The sequence below is a fragment of the Nostoc sp. UCD121 genome (genome assembly GCF_014222285.1).
GTDB lineage: Bacteria > Cyanobacteriota > Cyanobacteriia > Cyanobacteriales > Nostocaceae > Nostoc.
The window spans coordinates 26,069-45,206 of record NZ_JACKZS010000022.1; the positions used below are offsets into that span (position 1 = coordinate 26,069).

The window sequence follows — 19,138 nt, forward strand, 5'->3', positions numbered from 1 at the left end:
TAGCAAGCTTAAAAAAGAGAATGTAATGAATTATTCTTGACAAACAAAATACCCGAATTATCAAACAATTCGAGTATCAGTTGCTATAGCTTTGCTAATCTATCTCTATCATGAGAGATTATTATCCCAAAACGGGAATAGAAATTATAAATCCTGTTCCTTGTCCCAAGACGGATTCACAAATCAGACTTCCACTATGATTTTCTATTATAATTTGGCGACTAATAGATAATCCTAATCCTGTACCTTTTCCTACGCATTTGGTTGTAAATAGATTTTCAAAGATACAAGCTTTAACTTCTTCTGGCATTCCTTTAGCGTTATCTTGAATCTTAATTGTCAGATTATTATTTTCTTCTATCTTAGTTAAGATAGTAATAATATTCGGATACCTTTCTTGGACTTCCATAAAACTACGACCGATATTTGCTTCTTCTAAAGCATCAATTGCATTGGCAATAATATTCATAAACACCTGATTCAATTGTCCTAAATAGCATTTCACTAATGGAATATTTCCATACTCCTTAATGACTTGAATCGCCGGACGGTTATGATCGGCTTTCAAACGATGCTGTAAAATCAACAAAGTACTATCAATACCTTCATGGATATTAGCTAATACTTTAGAGGTAGTATCGGCACGGGAAAAAGTACGAAGAGAAGTACTAATGTTACGAATGCGCTGTGTTCCTACCGTCATACCATCAATCATTTTAGGTAAATCTTCTAGTAGAAAATCTATATCTATCTCTTCGGCTTTTTCTTCAATTTCAGCACCAGGATTCGGGAACTTTTCTCGGTATAGTTGCAGATAGCCTATTAAATCATTAACAGTATCTTTTGCTTGGACGATACTACCTGTAATAAAACCAACTGGATTGTTGATTTCATGTGCTACACCTGCAACCAAATTTCCTAAAGAAGACATTTTTTCACTTTGAATAAGTTGTAGTTGTGCCTCTTGTAAATCTTTGATTGACTGTTCTAATTCTCTAGACTTATCTTGTTCTCTTGTGTACAAACGGGCATTTTGTATGGCAATAGCCATTTGAGAAACCAAGACTTTTAATACCTCTATTCTTTCTGTAACAAAAGCTCCTGATGACAACTGATTTTCTAAATAAATAATTCCGGTAAGATGTGATTGGTAAATTATGGGCAAGCAAAAGATTGATTTTATTTTAGATTTCTGAATATAAATATCAAAATTAAATGGTTCTGTAGTTATTGCATCATTCAATACAAGATATTGCTGAGTGCGAAAAACGTAATTAATCACAGAAAGTGGTAAATCCTGATAGGTCTCAACAGGAATAGAGTGTAAAACTATTGCTACATTGTCAGTAGCATTTCCAGAAGCTTCGATATATAGTTGATTATCTTTGAGTAGGAGTAATACTGCTTTTTGCGCGGCAGCATTTTCTAGTAAAATTTTGATTAGCTTGCTCAACAAATTCTCTAAAACAATTTCATTGGTAATCGCTTGTGAAAACTTGATGAATGTATTAAAGTCTAAAAAATCGCTTAAACTACTACTATTCGTAGTTGTAGTAGTGGTGAGGTGAATTGTATCTATTTTGGAAGTAGTAGTTTCTACAGTAGTAGTTTGTCCTACTAGAAAAGTATACTTTGATTCTAAGTATTTAACTTTAGCGATCGCACCCCAACGAATATAGGCATAATAAGCTTTAGTTATATAGGTTTGATGAATTAACTCTTTACCTAGAGATTGATAAAATTTTCCTGCTAACTCATAAGCTAAAGCTTCTTCTTGGAGAAAACCATTCTCTTGAGATTTGGCAATAGAATTTTCATAGTAGTCCATTGCTTCCAGCTTTTGACCCAAAATCCGACACCGTTCTGCCTCCACGAGATAAAATCTATGTAAGTGATTTGTCGGAGCATGAGTAGCCCAGAGTTCCATCTTTTGCTGATTAGCTTGGACTTTTTCTAGAATAGCTGGCCTCTCTGACTCTTTAGCAATATGATATATTGCCAACTGTGCTAAAGAATCGTAGAAATAGAACAGTGGAACAACAAACAACCCTGTGACACCACCTAAAGATTTTTCTGCGATCGCAGCATATTCTACAGCTTTAAAATACTCCCCAAATATGTAAGAGAGCATTAGTTTATTGACAAATAAATGATTAATTGTGTAAAGATCATTTACTTGCTGATGAATTTGCAGCATACTTTGCTCGTCATAGGCTTCTCCAATTAAACAGTCTACATTTTCGTAATTTCCTTTCAGATTTAAAACTGTTTGCAAATATACTAAATTCCAAGTTAAAGCTACTTGCTGATTGATTTTCTTCAGCGATTCACAGTAAGCTATTAATTCCTTTTCTAAAACCCAAAGTTCCTTACCTAACCAAAAGGAATGATAGGGATAAATGTAACCACAATAGCCAGCATATTCTAAATCTCCGGTTTCTAGACCACTAGCATATCCAGACATTGATGATGTTAATGTCTCCCTAACATGCTCCTTCCAGTGCATAACATGAGCGCTAACAACCGTTAGAATCTTAGCTTTGAGTTCTTCAGCATTAAATTGTGACACCAAACTAGAAGCTAATTTACCAAATTCATAGCCAGAATCAATTTCTCCTTGAACTCCACAAAGAAGTAAGCCATAAAGACTATAACCATAGCCAGATACAGCCGTATTGCCATAATTTAAAGACAAATTGACCATTTTACAAACAATAATTGGCATCATTGCAGGAGCAGTTTGAAAAGCCGCGGGGAGAACTCCCATTAAGATTTTCATGGCTGCAATCTTGTTAGGATCAGACATTAATGGTAAGTTAATTAAATCTGCAATGGCTTTATCTTTCAAAAAAACAGCAATATCATCCATCCCCTGCTGGATATCAGTTGATGTCGGTTCATCTGGAAAATTTATTCCTAACAATTTTAGAATTGATACTGCTATCTGAATGGCTTCCAGTTGCTTGCTTTGAATGATAGAAGCGATAATCTGTACTTCGTAGACTTTCACTTTATCTAGAAGGATTTTGGCTTCTTGCTGCACCACCTCAGCCCATTGCTGCATCTGCTGAAAATTACCGCCTAAATAGGCTGCTTCTGCGGCTCCTTCATATAAACATAAAGTTAAGTTATATTCAGTTTGCCAAGCGTCTATAGTTAAAAGTTCTATCCCATTTGTAAAATACTTAAGCGCAGCTTCATAAGCTGTAGAAGCTTTAGCTTTTCGCCCTGCAATTAAGTTTAATCGTGCCAATTCAGTTTTATCAGATTGTTCTATTAGGTTAATAATACCTACATTCAACTGATTAACTATATCAAAAATGTTAGCTTCTATTTCCTCCTTTGGGATATTTTGTAGAAGCAATTGTCCAATTTTTAAGTGAGTAGATTTCTTGAGTTCTTCTGGAATCAGCGAATATGCTGCTTGTTGTACTCTATCATGCAAGAACTTGTAACCCACTCGTGAAGTGTCGAAATTTAAATTAACCGCTTCTTCTTGATTAAAAACTAAAGGAATACGGTAAGCTTCACTTAAAGGTAGAATTAATCCCGCTTGCAAAGCTGAGTGTAAATCATTGGCTGTCAAAGAAGCTGATTTTTCATTGACTATCGATAAAACATCAAGACTAAATCTGTCGCCCACACAAGCTGCTAATTTTAAAACATCTTGAGTAGATTTTGGTAGTTTCTCAACTCGACTGGCAACTAGCTCAACTACATTCTTTTCGGTAATTCCAATTGCTTGAATATCCTTTAAGCTCCATTGCCATTGAGCCTTAATAAAGCCAAATTTCAAAAGTCCTTCTTGATGAAGTGCCTGAATAAGTTGTGTGAGAAAAAATGGATTTCCACCTGTTTTATTAGAAATTAATTCAGCTAGCTGGATAATTCTATCGCTAAAAGTGTTGTATTCAGAATCAGGGTTAATATCTGCTTCTTGTAAAGTTTCTGCAACTAGTTGAGTCACATTCTCTAAATTTAAAGGTTGCAACACAATATTATTAACAACTGTGCCAGCATTCTTAATTTCTTCTATTTTTTGGATTAAAGGATGTGCTGCATTAACTTCATTATCTCTATATGCACCAATAAATAATAGATATTTGCTGTCATTATCAGTTACAAGTAGTTGGATTAAATTCAATGTGGCTGAGTCTGCCCATTGCAAATCATCTAAAAATATGACTAAGGGATGTTCTTTTTGGGTAAAAACTTGGATAAATTCTTTAAAAACTCGATTGAAGCGGTTTTGTGATTCTGTTGCACCAATTTGGGCAACGTCTGGCTGTGTACCAATAATTAATTCTACTTCGGGAATTACATCAGTAATGACTTTACCATTTGTTCCTAAAGCTGATAATATTTTTTCACGCCAGTTTTGTATTTTTTCATTATTCTCTGTCAGTAAATACCGCATTAAATAGGCAAAAGCTTGAATTAAAGAGGCATAAGGTATATTTCGTTTTAATTGGTCAAATTTACCAGAAATAAAGTAACCTTGTCTGCGAGTAATGGGTTTATTAACTTCGTTAACTAAAACTGATTTACCAATACCTGAATAACCAGAAACTAGCATCATTTCACTAGTTCCAGATGTAACACGCTCAAATGCCGCTAGTAGTTCATTAACTTGGTTTTCTCGACCATATAATTTTTGAGGAATTAATAACTGGCTTAAGACATCTAAACGACCTGGAACAAAATCAGTAATTGTACCTTGAGTTTTTAACTGGTTAAGACATAACTCTAAGTCTGCTAATAATCCTATAGCACTTTGATATCTATCTTCGGCATTTTTCGCCATCAACTTCAGCACAATTTCTGAGATGGCGTTAGGAATTGTTGGATTTAATAACTGTGGATTTCTCGGTTGAACAGCAATATGGCTATAAACTAGTTCTAAGGGATCTTGACTAAAAAATGGTGTTTTCTCGGTGAGCATTTCATATAAAGTCACACCGAGAGAATAAAAGTCAGTGCGATAATCAAGAATACGATTCATTCTCCCCGTTTGTTCAGGAGACATGTAGGCAAGTGTGCCTTCAACGCAGTTAGGGTTATTAAATTGGGGATTTTCCTTATTGAGGCGGGAGGCTATACCAAAGTCAGTGAGTTTAACAATACCTGTCTGGGAGTTAACAATTATGTTGCTAGGCTTGATATCTTTATGAATAATCTGATGTTTATGTAAATAATCTAGAGCTTTAGTCAGTTGAATAGCAATATTTAAATGGTTAATTAAGTCAAGTTTTTCTGTCTGAAGAATTTTGGCTAAAGATTGACCACCAAAGTCTTCTAATAACAGTCCAACTCGATCATTAAAGGTTTCTAAACTAATAGATTTAACTATGTTGGGATGGTCTAAACCTTGCTGAATTTGATACTCATTTTTCAGGCGAGTAAAGGCTTCAAGAGTAGGATATTCATTCTTAAGCAATTTGAGGATAACTCGCTGTTGCGTTTTTGGCATTTGTGTTTGATAAATAATTGTTTGGATTCCTTCGTGGAGAGTTGAGTTGATTGGGTATCCAGTACGATTTGGCATTGATTTTTACCTATAAACTAACAAAATTAGTACTACCCCCGTCTTGTCATAAAAGGGGTTCTATTTTAATTATTCCCAGTGGTAGAAAATTATTAACATTGTGATTCCGTATTCAAGGGTTATAAATTGAAACGCGATTATTCCCTTGTAACGGAAAATCTACTCTAAGTTTTACGCCAAACGCAGATTAGGACACTTCTGCAAGAATCCAGATGCCTTATTGTGGGCATCTATATTATGAGTATGTGCTGGCGTAGGTCGAATAATTCCATCAAACAGGTCATCTAACCCGTAGGGAGTGAAAAATTGCCATTGGCCTTGTGCATTTAGTCGAACTCCGACAGCAGTAGCAGTGTGTAGCCACTCTGCGATCGCATCCTCTGTACTAGTATAGGGTCTGCTACCAAGCCGCCAACGAGCAAAACTGGCTTGATTTTTGACATCAAACTCGTCATGAGGAAATTGTTCGGTGAGAGTCGTCTTTGCTGCTAGTTCTTGAGAACGATTTCCTTCTATATCAAAGAATGCAATATCAAAATCTTTAATACCTAACCCACAGTCATTGCCAAAAATCGAAGACCAAACAGTGTTTCGGACTGCACCACCGGCTAACCACCAGTTAGATAGATTTAGTTGAGCGATCGCAGGTAATACTGTATCAATAGGTGTATTAGCTAAAATCATCTGTAGACGAGTGTTACTATTCATATCAAACTCTTGGGATTGTCAACTAGAAGATGAGAATATTATCATTCACATCTCATTAAGCTTACGGTCTTGATAGACCTACTATGACACTTATGTCATGCCTATATGGAAACACCCCCATTTGCCGACCAAGTGCAGATTGGTGATGTGTCTCTAGAACCGGGTGGTAAGATGACCTATCTTTATGATTTTGGTGATAACTGGAAATTTGATGTGCAGTTAGAAGCAATTAATCCACCTGATAACAAAATCAAAAAACCAAAAATTTTAGAAGTTCACGGAAATGCACCTCAACAGTATTGGAGTGAGGATGATGAATCGGATGAAGATGAAGGATGAAGAGGATTTAGGGAAACATAGAGAATCGTGTTCATAAGTCTTCTATTTGTGCCTACTAAAACCCGCTTTAAGATTGAGATAGTTTTAGTTACAATAAAGCAACACAAAATATCAGGAGATAAAACTTGTGAGTCTTCCATATACTGGAGGTTGTCAATGTGGACAGATTCGTTATGAAATTCATGCCCAACCTTTAACCCTTTATCTATGCCACTGCAAGGAGTGTCAGAAACAATCGTCTAGTGCCTTTGGTATGTCTCTTACAGTACTACGAGATGCTGTTGTAATTGTTCAGGAAAAACCGAAAGTTTGGACTCGGAAAAATGATAGTGGACGTGAAGTAAATAACCTATTCTGTGGCGACTGCGGAACGCGAGTGTTCCATGAACGGACTTATAAAACCGATACTATTAATGTCAAAGCTGGAACCTTAGATGATACAAGTTGGTTACGTCCAGTGGGTAACATTTGGACACGCAGTGCCCAGTCATGGGTGATAATTTCAGATCAGTTGCTCAACTATGATGGACAACCAGAGGATACGCAGCCTTTATGGGAAGAATGGAAACAACAACATCCATAAATGCTCCTGATATTAGACATCATAGCTCTTGAGGCTTAAAGCATCTAGCTCATGATTTTACCAAAGGAGATAATCAGAAATTTTTATTGTTAAAATGCTTTAATGAACATATTAAATTATTTAAAACAGTAATAGTAAACTCAAATTATAATTTCAGTTTGTGTATTATATATTTCTACTTGTCTGCAAATCCTTAATAAAGGTAACATACTATTAATATTTCCCATGAAAACTTACTGGACATTTCCAATCAAGTAATTTAAGTGAAATTGGATAATTAAGAAGATTTTGGTTCATTCCCAACACTTTTAACAGTTATTTCTAGACAAGCTTGATGAAAAACGATACACCACAAGAATTAAACCAAGATCAAGAAATTGGGCGCTTGATTGATGAGGTAATGTCTTCATCTCTGACTGATGAACAGTACCGCAAAAAAATGCAGCGACGCAAAGAAGTGCAAGACAAGCGCATAGCAGAAGCTGTACCAGAAAAAGGGTTAATTATTGTAAATACTGGTAATGGTAAAGGTAAAACCACTGCGGCTTTGGGGATGGTGTTACGATCGCTAGGTCACGGGTATAAAGTAGCGATCGTCCAATTCATCAAGGGAAGCTGGGAACCTTCAGAAAAAAGGGTTTTCAGTTCTTGGGAAGACCAGTTAGAATTTCACGCAATGGGCGAAGGGTTCACTTGGGAAACTCAAGACCGCGATCGCGATCTTGACAAAGCTAGTGCCGCCTGGGAAAAATCATTAGAATATATTCGCAACCCAGATTTTCATCTGGTGTTGTTGGACGAAATTAATATTGCCCTCAAAATGGCTTACTTACCATTAGAGGACGTTTTGGCGGGTTTGGCGCAAAAACCAGCTAATAAGCACGTTATTCTCACAGGCAGAGGCGCACCGGCTGGTTTAATTGAGCGTGCTGACCTCGTAACCGAAATGACCTTAATTAAGCACCCTTTCCGCGATCAAGGCGTGAAAGCGCAACCAGGAATTGAGTATTAACTTAACGATTATTTGCACATTTGCAACGTGCGGCGATCGCTAGCTGTAATGGAATTTAATTGATAAAAGTCTTGCAGAGCCACTGAGTAAGGATAACTGCTGAACTCATCTTCACTGACTCTAGGTAGGTTGCTGTTTGCAGCTACTTGATTTGATCGAGGAGTACTGGCTTCATTTGACGAACTATTAACCGTCATCGCCAACTCTCCTGACTTGTTGAGCGTACCTTGAAAACAATTAAATTCTGATTGGGGCATATACAATGCACCAGTTATCTTGTCCTGCTGCTTTTGAAATATGATATAACCTTGACCAAGCTGGTTCGATTTTGGCGATTGACCATAGAGATAAACCCCATCTTTTACAGGAAAATTCACTTTTGGCAAACCTTCTGCACCTTTTGTAGCTCCCTGAGAATCTGGAACCAGCGCTGTGGTTCTAGGGAGTGTTTTTCCGCTCTGATGTACAAAAATCTCTTTCTCTCCAGCAGATGCTCTCAGCTGACTTCTCTGCTCTCTAACTTTTCTTAGCTGCGATAAAAGGGAGTTTTCAGAGGTTGTGGTTTTTTGAATCTGAGCCGATGATAATGGAGAATCTGTAACTGGTACTACTTGAGTCTGCTTGCCTATAAAGCCCAAACCGAGAAGTAAGCCTAAGCCCGCTAGGGAAATTCCCCACTGGCGGGGAGATAAGAACTGATAAAGGTTGTTAAGCACCCTACTTCTCCTGTTAAAAAATCAACTAAGTTCTCTAGAACTTACTTAAACTATAACCAAGTCTTAATTGTCAAAGACTTTGTTAACGACTTATATTACTATTGTCCAAAAAAGAAAACTGTCAAAAACTAAAGTTTTCATTTAATTTAGCTCAACAATCTTACATTACCACCAGTTAAAGTATATATTCTTCATCCAAGAGATTCATCCCATTGGGTGAAGTTCATAATATATTCAACCCTCTCAATTAATAGGGACGCACAGCTTACCCTATTGTCTAGCCCCTTATCAGCATAAAAAATTGCCCCCTAAACTTTAGGAGGCCTATGACCAAGGTAGTGGAGAGACGCGATATTTCGCGTCTCCATCTTTAACTAGCAACGTATTCTTGGACATTGGCGCGACGGCGACGCATGTGAGCCAAAGCCTGATGCTCTAACTGGCGGACACGTTCGCGGCTGAGATTCAATCTCTCACCCACTTTCGCCAATGACATTTCATTACCATCTTCTAAACCAAAGCGTAGGATTAAAACTTCTCGCTGCTGCGGGGTTAGTTCTGCTAGCAAGTTGTTCAAATCTTGGCGTAAGAATTCCTGGTTGGTGTAATACTCTGGTGATGGGCCGCTATCTTCGAGCATTTCTTGCAACTCAGTATCCTGGTTATCGCCGACTTTAACGTCCAAAGACACTGGTTGACGCGCCATATTCAGGTACTCACGGATCTGAGCAGGTTCTAGTTCCAGTTCTTTGGCAATTTCGGCTGGAGTCGGCGATCGCCCCAAGGTTTGAGCCAACTCACGCTGTACTTTCTTGATTTTGTTCAGTTTTTCGGTAATGTGAATCGGCAACCGGATAGTACGTCCTTGTTGCGCGATCGCGCGGGTAATAGCTTGGCGAATCCACCAGTAAGCGTAAGTCGAAAACTTATAACCCCTCATTGGGTCAAATTTCTCCACACCCCGCTCTAATCCTAGTGTTCCTTCCTGAATTAAATCCAGAAATTCCATATTTCGCTTTTGGTATTTTTTCGCAATAGCAACGACCAAGCGCAAATTCGCTTCGATCATTTTTTGCTTTGCCCGCTTACCTTGCGCTACCGTTTGTTGTACTTCAGTTTCCGATTGTTGAACCACGTCAGCCCACTCTGACATCTCTGGTTCACGGTGCAGTTTCTTCGCCAAAACCTCTTTGGCATCGATGAGCGTCATCATTTGTTGAACCTGCTTCCCATATACAATCTCTTGTTCACGGGTTAGCAGTGGTACACGGCCAATTTCTCGCAAATAGGTTCGCACCATATCGGCCGTGAATCTGGTGTTGAGATTTTCCGTTTGGGTATTGACAGTAGGCATTGGTGCGTTGTCCTCTACTCCGTAAATAAAATGTATGTTTTCTTACTAAAATGGATGGATAAAAGTAGTAAATCTATCACGAAATATCAGGAGCTACTAAAAACAATTATCAATTGATATAGACGTTTTTAAGACGTTAAGCCCCTAAGATAGGTTCCCCTACCTTCCCTAAATTTTCAATCTCTTATTAGCACACTGGTTATTTTTGAGAATTCTTACTTTAGGTAGTTACTGAGGTAATGAGAAAATCCGAAGTCGGTATGAGTTCACTTAGTTTTATAATACGATAAATCAGGCAGATAGTAAAGTATCTTAAGATAAAACTTCCAATTATAATCCAAAATTGGTCGTTTGGAAAAAAAATTAGGCTTCCTTGAAATTACTGACTATATCTATAGTGACCTCAAAAACCCCTCTTCTGTTGCCAAGAACTAGCCGGATAACCGAACTTAATTTCTTGTGAGGATGGAGGGATGTTACGAATTGGGAATTGGGAATGGGCACTTATACTGAGCGACACCGTTGGCGCAGCCTCTCGTAGAGAAGTACTGGGCATTGGTCGCTAAGGGATTAATCTTGATGTAGATTAAATCAGTGACTTCCCGTAGGGTAGGAAAAATTACCAATGACAAATGACCAATGACAAATAACTATTTAAAATCCCAAGTCAGCTTTGGCGAGTTCAGCAGCAGCGAATACTTCCGCGTCAGGTTTTTCTTCCCAGGCTGGCTCACCAATTTCTTCGTAAAAAGTTGCGTCGTAAGGACGGGTACGTACTACTACGGGCATGGGTACGGCATGACCCAAAATTAAAGCTTGTTGTTTAGAGTCTAACTTTGCCAGTACTGATCGCAGTCCGCTACCACCAGATACACCCGTAAAAATCGCGTCAATGTCTTTTTCGTCATTAAGCAAAGCGGTAATGCGAGTTCCAATCTGGGACATAATTTCATTATCTATCCCTGATGGACGTTGATCAACTACCAAAAGTGTGACAAAATACTTCCGCAACTCACGGGCAATAGTCCCAAAGATAGTGCTTTGGACGATAGCCGGGTCAAGAAAACGGTGTGCCTCTTCAATGGTAATCATCAACGGCGTGGGGCGATCGCAAGGGTTTTTGCTTTGGAGGAATTTATCTGCTTTTTTGACGTAATGCTCATGGATACGTCGGGTGATCATGTTCGTCACCAACATATAAGAGAGCATATTAGACTGGGAACCAAATTCTATCACAACATTCTTCCCAGATTCCAGACATTGCACAATTTTACTAATGTAATTCTGGGGGCAAACTGCTCGCATATACTTCAAGCTGTCCATCCGCAAGAGTTTGCGCTGTAACGCCATAATCGAGCCTTTGTGTCCCCGCTTCTCGTCGCAGAACATCTCGATTTCTTCGTTAGTCATGTTTAGCAGTTGGACAATCCAAGACTTGCCAAACTCACTATATAGAATATTGGCGTTATCTAGGGCTGCGTCAGATAGTCCTAAATCTCGACTACATAACTTAATATCTTCAACTTCAATTTGCTCGTAACTCAAATAAAGTTCTTGAGCATCACGCACACCCCGGCGTTTTGTCGATTCGGGGTCAAGGGTATAAACTTCTACTTTACTTGGAAAAAGTTGCTTTAATCCCTTAACTGTATTGACGTTCTTTCCTTCTGCGACAGCTTCCCAGCCATATTCAGAGTGCATATCAAAAATCAAATTCACTGCCGCATTTTTACGGATAACGCCAGCTAAAAGTAGCCGAGTTAGAAAGGATTTACCAGTACCAGATTTCCCAAAAACCCCATTACTCCGTTCTACGAAGCGGTTTAAATCGATACAAACAGGCACATCCATATCCAAAGGTTTCCCAATGGAAAAATTTCGCCTTTGGGGGTCATCTTCCCAACCAAACACGCGGCGAAAATCGTCAACACTGGCTTCGTAAACTTGACTAAAGTGGCTAGGAATAGTTTTAACAGGCAACAATTCCATCGTCGTGCTGGTTTGTGGCACAAAGGAAGCTAAACCCGTTACTGATGGGATAAAGGGATTTGCCGATTTGCCGTTTGTTGGGGAGAAAGATTCTTCCGTTTCGGGAGTGAACATCAACATCGGCGCGAGGTTGATAGTACCATAAGTACCACTTCCAGCTAAAACATCCCGTAAAAAAGTGTCTTCCCAACTGGGGGGATTAGCAATAATTCGGGCATTAGCAGCTCCTAATGCTACATCTGTCAGCATACAAAAAAAGCGCGATCGCATCCCTTGCACAACAAGAAACTTACCAACCCGCATATCTTCTACAGAAATGTCAGGATGCAATCGTACTTCTAAACCTTCAGTTAGAGAACCTTGAATAACCGAACCTAATGGCTGTCCCGAATTCATCTGATTAGTCATTTGTCATTTGTCATTGGTCATTTGTCATTGGTCATTGGTCATTTGTCATTGGTCATTTGTCACTAGTTATTAATTATTTTCCCTAATCTCCCTAATCTCCATGTCCCATGCCCAATTCCCAACCCAATGCCCAATGCCCAATGCCCAATGCCCATTCCCTAATCAATCTGAATCGAAGTTGGCGCACCCCCTGCTGCTGAAGTGGTACTGATTAATGGTTTACGGAATTGGGCGTAAATGCGATCGCGCCAAGTAAAGAATGGTTCATAATCTATATTCTCTGAAAAGATTGGCAATCCTTTACCTCTAATAGAAGCTGGTAAATCCAGATAGGGGCCAGAGGGAAACTTGAGTAATATCGATAAGCCAGCCACTGCTAAGTCAGCTAAAGTCGGCTCATCTCCAGTTAAATAAGGACTATCTGCCAATAATAACGTTAACGCTTCCAAGTCTTGTTTTAAAGATGCGATCGCTGATTGGATCACATCTGGACTATAACCTACCCCAAAACCCAACACTGTCAGTAAGTCAGTAGGTACTCCTCCAACCAGACTTTTAAATATATCTGGTGTTGAGGTCGGTAATAAAGACCTGCGGAAATTTTGATCTTGACTTACGGCTGCAAATAGCGCTTTCCTACCTTTGATGCCTATAGATTCATCCGCCCATTCTTCTATCAATAAAGTTAAACCCCGTTTTTTGGGATCTTGGGGTATTATGGGGCGATCGGGATACTCTAAGTCTAAATACTTAGCTATTTCCGTAGAATCCGCAATATATTTATTACGATCCTTTAACACTGGGACTTGTTTCTGACCAGTCAGCCGGAATAGTTCTACTTGTCCAATCCCAGGCGTAACCTCTATTTTGCGATAATCTAGTCCTTTAAAATCTAGAATTAGGCGCACTTTCTCTGAGTATTGAGATAGTTCCCATTGGTATAATTCCAGCATGTTGTATACCTAATAACTGGTCAACTTCTTAAACTTTACAATTGTATCTTTAGTTAAAGTAATTTTTCTTTACATTAGTTGCTTTTTGCCTGATCTAATTAAGATTATGATTGACTCATACCTAGTTTTTGGCAAAATCATCGATTTCAAAAGTATTATTTTCCGATTTAAATATCAAATAATTAAATAATTTCCTTCAGAATACATAAATAAACTTAACCGCTCATTTGCAAATATTGAGCAGTTACTTTCATTGCTGCCACTGTTAGACTAAATTATCTGTAGTTTGGCTGAATAATTAATGCTTAATTCAGATATATCAGCTTGTCCTATATGGGATTCAGTCTTTTTTAAACTTATCAATTTACGTACAAATTTATCTATAAATTGGCTTTTTAATAGACTTTTTCCACAGTTTCTTGTGACTGAAACCTTGGATATGTGAAATCTTCACACTCGTTTAGAGTTGAGGCTACATCAAGTGAAGCTTTCTAATTATTTATCAGCGTCACAGAGAAAATACACTCATTACATAAAATATATGGTAGATATATTTCATACCGATCAGCTTGCTCCAATGTTATATATTTTACTTCGCTAGCAAAAACTCTTCTGAGGAAAAATTTTACTTCCCTCTTTGGTTAGATTTTGTGCATAGCAAAATGTTATAAATCTTTATGTAATGTATGGACAAAAAGACAAACAAAATTTATGAAGACAAATAACAGCAAACTGCTGACCACGTTGGCAGGCATAGCAGGATTCACTAGTTTAAGCCTTCTCATTACTTTACCATCTGAAGCCAAAGAGGTATTAAATCCTAACCCCAGTATTTTCAACGAAGCTCTCTATAACAAGGGTCAACGCCTTCAAGCAAACGCTCAATCCACACCTACTGAGGCTGCTTCCGAAACACAAAAGGGCAATACCAAGCGCAAACAAGTAGCACAGAAAGGTAGTGTAACAAATCCCAGACCCAGTATTTTCAACGAGCCGCCCTATAACCGTGGTGGTAGCGTTACACCTAGTGAACCAACACCCTCTACCCCAGGAACTCAACCCACTGATACACTTCCTACAACTCCATCAGCACCAGGGGCAAGCGACAATCAAGGCAAAAACTTGTTAGGGTTAGCAGAGTCAAACGCTTCTTTTAAAACCTTAACTAGGGCTTTGAAAGCAGCAGGGTTGACCGGAGCTTTGCAAGGCAAAGATAACTTAACTATTTTTGCACCCACTGATGCCGCTTTTGCTAAGTTGCCAGCAGATGCTTTGCAAGAATTGTTAAACCCAGCTAACAAAGAAGTATTGCTCAAGATTTTAACTTACCATGTAGTGCCTGGTAAGGTATTGTCCACTGATTTGAAGTCTGGTGAAGTTAAAAGCCTCGAAGGTGGCGCAATCAACGTTAAGGTTGATCCTTCTACTGGCGTAACTGTCAATGATGCTAAAGTCACACAAGCAGATATCACAGGCAGCAACGGTGTAATCCACGCAATTGATCAGGTAATTTTGCCTCCTGACTTGTAGCTTGTAGGTATTAGTACAATCAGTAACAGAATTAGGTAGGAATAAAGTATTAATACATAAATATCCCGTTCAATGTTAATTTTGGACGGTTTTTTTGTATTGTAATAACGGTGAGCTAAATTGGCAACCCCAGCTAATGGTTTTGCTTTTGTTTTGCAATCAGCTTTTGATCCTTATCTTGCATTTCTAAAAGTTCAGGGATAGTAACAAAGCTATAGCCCTGTTTTCGAAAGTTGGCAATAATTTCTGGTAAAGCTTGTACAGTTTTAGAGCGATTACCACCACCATCATGCATCAGCACAATTCCACCTGGCTTGGCTCTTCTGAACACATTATTAATTAACTTTGGTACAGCAGGACGTGAGTAGTCAATAGAGTCAGATGACCAGAGGATGATGGCATATTTGCTATTTCTAGCGTAATCAGCCACTCCATTGTGCATGATTCCCCCTGGTGGTCGAAATAGATTTGTTTTAATCCCTGTTACTTGATAAATCTGGTCTGCTGTGTGGTCAATTTCATAAGCGGCTGCTTGTGGATTCAAAAACTGATACCAATGATGCCAAGTATGATTACCAATTACGTGACCTTCAGCAACTTCTCGCTTCAGTAAGCCTGGATAATTTTTCACATTCTGCCCAATGACAAAAAATGTCCCTTTGATTTGATTTTGTTTGAGAATATCCAGTACCTGGGCGGTGCTTTCAGTCCATGGACCATCATCAAAGGTGAGAGCAATTAATTTCTGTTGGGGAGCAAGTTTTGCCGCACTAACTATTGCTCCTTGAAAACTTGGTGGCACAGTATATGAAAGACCCTTTATTTGTGCTTGTTGCTGCCAAATTTTAAGCATCGTTGCTTTTAATTCTTCAATCTGCTGTTGGGCTCCAACTTTGGCTGGTAGATTGTTTACATTTATATTTTCTGTACTTTGAGCCTCAGATGATCTCGACTTAATAAACATTATCGTGGTGGTACTCAATACAAGCAACGCTATTAATATTTTTTGCACACCAAAAAATGATTTATTGTCCTCCACTTCATAGCTCCTTCAAGGGTAGAACCATTTTTTTCACGATACTTCTGGCAGTTTTTGATACTGTTATAAGCCTTGTCATGCAAACTACAGCATGATTAGTAATATTTTTTAAAGTTAGCTCTAACCCTGACTCCGAAAAAATGCCTTACTCTACGGATATCCAAATATCTATAAACAAAACCCTCACCAAAAAAGTGAGAGCCTTCTTGCACCTTAGTTTTCGTAGACTAAGAGATATGAAGGGAATTTAGATAACTATAAAAGGCAATTAATTTTGCCTTGTTAACACGAATATACTTAATGTAGTTTAAATATTGCATACTGCATTGACGAAGCCATTGCGAGATTATGACAAAGGTGTGACCTTATTTGAGTGATAACGGTACAGTACAGACCCATTAAAAATTTCTTTGCTCCCCTAATATACAAGATGAGTCAACAGCATTGGCTGCTGAAAGTTCTGCAAATAAGGCTTTTGATTCAGCAGTGCTGAATGGTGAGTAATCATTTTTATGGGGCGGGCAAGATTACCTACCCCGCAAAATGTTAGGCAATATCCCCACCCCACAAGAGGTAACTGGATACTTGTTTATTTGGGAATCCCTTAACAACCTACAGACTAGACATTACATCTCGTGCAATTGCTAAAGTTTGATCAATGTCTTCTTCAGTGTGAGCAAAAGACGTAAACCCAGCTTCAAATTGAGAGGGTGCTAGGTAAACACCACGTTCTAACATACCCCGATGGAAGCGTCCGAATTTGGCTGTATCAGACTTTTTCGCATCTTCGTAGTTATGAACTGGGCCAGAGGTAAAGAATAAACCAAACATCGCACTGATTTGACCGCCGCAAGCTGCATGACCAGTTTCTTTAGCAATTTGCAGCAAACCATCTGCTAGCTTTTTAGTAATCCGCTCAAGATAATCGTAAGTACCTGGCTTTTGCAGCAATTCTAAAGTCTTAATACCAGCAGTCATCGCCAAGGGATTACCAGAAAGAGTCCCAGCTTGATATACGGGGCCAGCAGGGGCAACCATTGACATAATATCTCGGCGACCGCCATAAGCTCCTACTGGCAAACCACCACCAATAACCTTGCCCAAGGTTGTTAAATCGGGGGTAACGCCAAATTTTTCTTGAGCGCCACCGTAAGCAATGCGGAAGCCTGTCATCACTTCGTCAAATACTAATAAGGCTCCATACTCGTGAGTGAGTTCCCGTAATCCTTCTAAGAAACCTGCGTCGGGTGCAATAAATCCAGCATTACCAACAACTGGCTCAAGAATAACGCCAGCAATCTCGTCGCGGTTTTCTTCAAACAAGGCTTTGACGGATTCTAGGTCATTGTAAGGTGCGGTTAGAGTAGTGCTAGTTGCCGCTTTCGGAACTCCTGGTGAGTCTGGTAAACCAAGTGTCGCAACACCAGAACCTGCCTTCACGAGAAAGGTATCGGCGTGTCCGTGGTAACAGCCTTCAAACTTGATGATTTTGTCTCGCTTGGTGAAAGCCCGCATCAGCCGCAAAACTCCCATACAGGCTTCAGTTCCAGAGTTAACAAATCTGACCATTTCGATGCTGGGAACGGCATCAATGACCATTTCTGCTAAAACATTTTCTAGAGTTGAGGGAGCGCCGAAACTGGTGCCTTTTTCTAAAGCTTCATGCAACGCTGCAATTACTTCTGGATGAGCATGACCACAAATAGCTGGGCCCCAAGTACCTACATAGTCTATATATTGGTTGCCATCTACATCCCAAATATATGCGCCTTTAACACGATCAAAAACGATGGGTTGTCCGCCCACAGATTTAAACGCACGAACTGGAGAACTGACTCCTCCGGGCATGAGGTTTTGAGCAGCGGCGAAGACCTCTTGTGATTTTGTTGTTTTAATTGTGGTATTTACCAAGGTTCTCTCCTAACAGTGGACAATAAAAAGCTCTATCTCAGGATAGGGTTAAAAATTGCTTAGAATTTCTATCCTATAGAATTAACTGAACCAAAAAAATAACAATATGTTATACAAGTCGAACAAAGACTTGCCTCTAGATATTCAAACTCGATTATCTGAAGCATACCAGGATCTTTACCGAGCAGCTTTTAACTCGGCCATCCATTGGTATGGTGAGGCATCAAAAGCTCATAAAGTTGCTTTAAGTGCTGTAAAGATGCAGTCTGCAATGGAACACAATGCTCTTGTTTAGAGCTAGATAAGATAGTTAAATTCAAAAAAACATACCAGTTGCTCTATTCAGAATGGTATCGTAAATCCATAAGTTATTCTCATTAGAGCAAACTAGCTGGTATGTCTTCTAACGATTTGCGATCGCTACATTACGCCATCCCTGTTGAAAAAATTCGCTACGATGAACGGGGTTTAGTGCCTGCAATTGTCCAAGATTATTTGGATGGTACTGTCCTAATGATGGCGTGGATGAATCAGGAGTCGTTACAAAAAACTTTAGAAACTGAAGAAACTTGGTTTTGGAGCCGTTCCCGGCAAGAATTATGGCACAAGGGGGCGACTTCTGGACATATTCAAAAAGTGCAAAGTATCCGTTATGACTGTGATAGTGATGCGTTGCTCATAGGGGTAGAGCAATTAGGAGATGTTGCTTGTCATACTGGAGAACGTAGTTGTTTTCACCAAATAGAAGGAAATATTGTCCCACCACCAGGGGATACATTGTCGCAATTGTTTCAAATAATATGCGATCGCCGCGACAATCCGACAGAAAGTTCTTATACCTGTAAGTTATTCGCAGGTGGCGATAACAAAATTCTGAAAAAGATTGGTGAGGAAACCGCCGAGGTAGTAATGGCCTTTAAGGATGATGAAGCAGATGCGATCGCAGGTGAAGTGGCTGATTTGCTATATCATACTTTGGTTGCCTTAGCTCATCATCAAGTTGATTTGAAAGCGGTATATCGGAAGTTGCAAGAACGCCGTCAATAGAGTA

The 19,138-nt window shown here is 39.0% G+C and carries 14 protein-coding genes; 6 read left to right on the plus strand and 8 right to left on the minus strand.

Features of this window, described 5'->3' with window-relative positions:
* Positions 1–121: 121 nt before the first annotated feature.
* Both GNF10_RS07415 and GNF10_RS07420 read right to left on the minus strand, forming a co-directional pair.
* Positions 122–5,545, minus strand: a complete 5,424-nt coding sequence (locus tag GNF10_RS07415) for an ATP-binding sensor histidine kinase (protein WP_185607135.1) — start codon at positions 5,543–5,545, stop codon at positions 122–124.
* Positions 5,546–5,716: 171 nt separating this feature from the next.
* Positions 5,717–6,253: a nucleotidyltransferase family protein gene (locus GNF10_RS07420; protein ID WP_185581608.1), complete on the minus strand. Its 537-nt coding sequence runs from the start codon at positions 6,251–6,253 to the stop codon at positions 5,717–5,719.
* 105 nt (positions 6,254–6,358) lie between these two features.
* Here GNF10_RS07420 and GNF10_RS07425 point away from each other — a divergent pair, with 105 nt between their 5' ends.
* From GNF10_RS07425 to cobO, 3 genes are all read left to right on the plus strand, one after another.
* The gene (locus GNF10_RS07425; RefSeq protein ID WP_260446180.1) at positions 6,359–6,592 is read left to right on the plus strand and encodes a plasmid pRiA4b ORF-3 family protein; all 234 of its coding nucleotides are present in this window, start codon (positions 6,359–6,361) and stop codon (positions 6,590–6,592) included.
* Positions 6,593–6,719: 127 nt separating this feature from the next.
* Complete coding sequence (locus GNF10_RS07430) at positions 6,720–7,175, plus strand: GFA family protein (RefSeq protein ID WP_185581607.1); 456 nt, start codon at positions 6,720–6,722, stop codon at positions 7,173–7,175.
* A gap of 334 nt (positions 7,176–7,509) precedes the next feature.
* Positions 7,510–8,187: a cob(I)yrinic acid a,c-diamide adenosyltransferase gene (gene cobO / locus GNF10_RS07435; protein WP_185584477.1), complete on the plus strand. Its 678-nt coding sequence runs from the start codon at positions 7,510–7,512 to the stop codon at positions 8,185–8,187.
* An 8-nt stretch (positions 8,188–8,195) separates the two neighbouring features.
* Here the strand turns inward: cobO and GNF10_RS07440 are convergent, their stop codons facing one another.
* The 4 genes from GNF10_RS07440 to GNF10_RS07455 form a co-directional block, all read right to left on the minus strand.
* Complete coding sequence (locus tag GNF10_RS07440; RefSeq protein ID WP_185584479.1) at positions 8,196–8,903, minus strand: hypothetical protein; 708 nt, start codon at positions 8,901–8,903, stop codon at positions 8,196–8,198.
* 370 nt (positions 8,904–9,273) lie between these two features.
* On the minus strand, positions 9,274–10,257 hold the full coding sequence (locus tag GNF10_RS07445) for an RNA polymerase sigma factor, RpoD/SigA family (RefSeq protein WP_185584481.1): 984 nt from the start codon (positions 10,255–10,257) through the stop codon (positions 9,274–9,276).
* A 654-nt stretch (positions 10,258–10,911) separates the two neighbouring features.
* The gene (locus GNF10_RS07450; RefSeq protein ID WP_185584486.1) at positions 10,912–12,642 is read right to left on the minus strand and encodes an ATP-binding protein; all 1,731 of its coding nucleotides are present in this window, start codon (positions 12,640–12,642) and stop codon (positions 10,912–10,914) included.
* Positions 12,643–12,812: 170 nt separating this feature from the next.
* A complete protein-coding gene (locus GNF10_RS07455; RefSeq protein WP_185584484.1) occupies positions 12,813–13,607 on the minus strand; it encodes a glutathione S-transferase family protein in 795 nt (264 codons plus the stop codon).
* 711 nt (positions 13,608–14,318) lie between these two features.
* Here GNF10_RS07455 and GNF10_RS07460 point away from each other — a divergent pair.
* The gene (locus GNF10_RS07460) at positions 14,319–15,137 is read left to right on the plus strand and encodes a fasciclin domain-containing protein (RefSeq protein WP_185585983.1); all 819 of its coding nucleotides are present in this window, start codon (positions 14,319–14,321) and stop codon (positions 15,135–15,137) included.
* Positions 15,138–15,270: 133 nt separating this feature from the next.
* Here GNF10_RS07460 and GNF10_RS07465 read toward each other — a convergent pair whose 3' ends face one another.
* Positions 15,271–16,176 carry a polysaccharide deacetylase family protein gene (locus tag GNF10_RS07465; protein WP_185585984.1) on the minus strand — a complete coding sequence of 302 codons (906 nt, stop codon included), beginning with the start codon at positions 16,174–16,176 and terminating at the stop codon, positions 15,271–15,273.
* Between the two features lie 612 nt (positions 16,177–16,788).
* Positions 16,789–18,087 (minus strand): glutamate-1-semialdehyde 2,1-aminomutase, encoded by a 1,299-nt coding sequence (gene hemL / locus GNF10_RS07470; RefSeq protein ID WP_185585985.1) that lies wholly within the window; start codon positions 18,085–18,087, stop codon positions 16,789–16,791.
* 106 nt (positions 18,088–18,193) lie between these two features.
* Here hemL and GNF10_RS07475 point away from each other — a divergent pair, with 106 nt between their 5' ends.
* Positions 18,194–18,382 (plus strand): ChaB family protein, encoded by a 189-nt coding sequence (locus GNF10_RS07475; protein ID WP_012410442.1) that lies wholly within the window; start codon positions 18,194–18,196, stop codon positions 18,380–18,382.
* 101 nt (positions 18,383–18,483) lie between these two features.
* Positions 18,484–19,134, plus strand: a complete 651-nt coding sequence (hisIE, locus tag GNF10_RS07480) for a bifunctional phosphoribosyl-AMP cyclohydrolase/phosphoribosyl-ATP diphosphatase HisIE (RefSeq protein WP_185585986.1) — start codon at positions 18,484–18,486, stop codon at positions 19,132–19,134.
* Positions 19,135–19,138 lie beyond the last annotated feature (4 nt).

Bases quoted from the DNA above. Each gene is read 5' to 3' on its own strand.
- cobO (WP_185584477.1), top strand. From the start codon at position 7,510: ATGAAAAACGATACACCACAAGAATTAAACCAAGATCAAGAAATTGGG.
- GNF10_RS07475 (WP_012410442.1), top strand. From the start codon at position 18,194: ATGTTATACAAGTCGAACAAAGACTTGCCTCTAGATATTCAAACTCGA.
- GNF10_RS07450 (WP_185584486.1), bottom strand. From the start codon at position 12,642: ATGAATTCGGGACAGCCATTAGGTTCGGTTATTCAAGGTTCTCTAACT.
- hisIE (WP_185585986.1), top strand. From the start codon at position 18,484: ATGTCTTCTAACGATTTGCGATCGCTACATTACGCCATCCCTGTTGAA.
- GNF10_RS07460 (WP_185585983.1), top strand. From the start codon at position 14,319: ATGAAGACAAATAACAGCAAACTGCTGACCACGTTGGCAGGCATAGCA.
- GNF10_RS07425 (WP_260446180.1), top strand. From the start codon at position 6,359: ATGGAAACACCCCCATTTGCCGACCAAGTGCAGATTGGTGATGTGTCT.
- GNF10_RS07455 (WP_185584484.1), bottom strand. From the start codon at position 13,607: ATGCTGGAATTATACCAATGGGAACTATCTCAATACTCAGAGAAAGTG.
- GNF10_RS07415 (WP_185607135.1), bottom strand. From the start codon at position 5,545: ATGCCAAATCGTACTGGATACCCAATCAACTCAACTCTCCACGAAGGA.
- GNF10_RS07445 (WP_185584481.1), bottom strand. From the start codon at position 10,257: ATGCCTACTGTCAATACCCAAACGGAAAATCTCAACACCAGATTCACG.
- GNF10_RS07420 (WP_185581608.1), bottom strand. From the start codon at position 6,253: ATGAATAGTAACACTCGTCTACAGATGATTTTAGCTAATACACCTATT.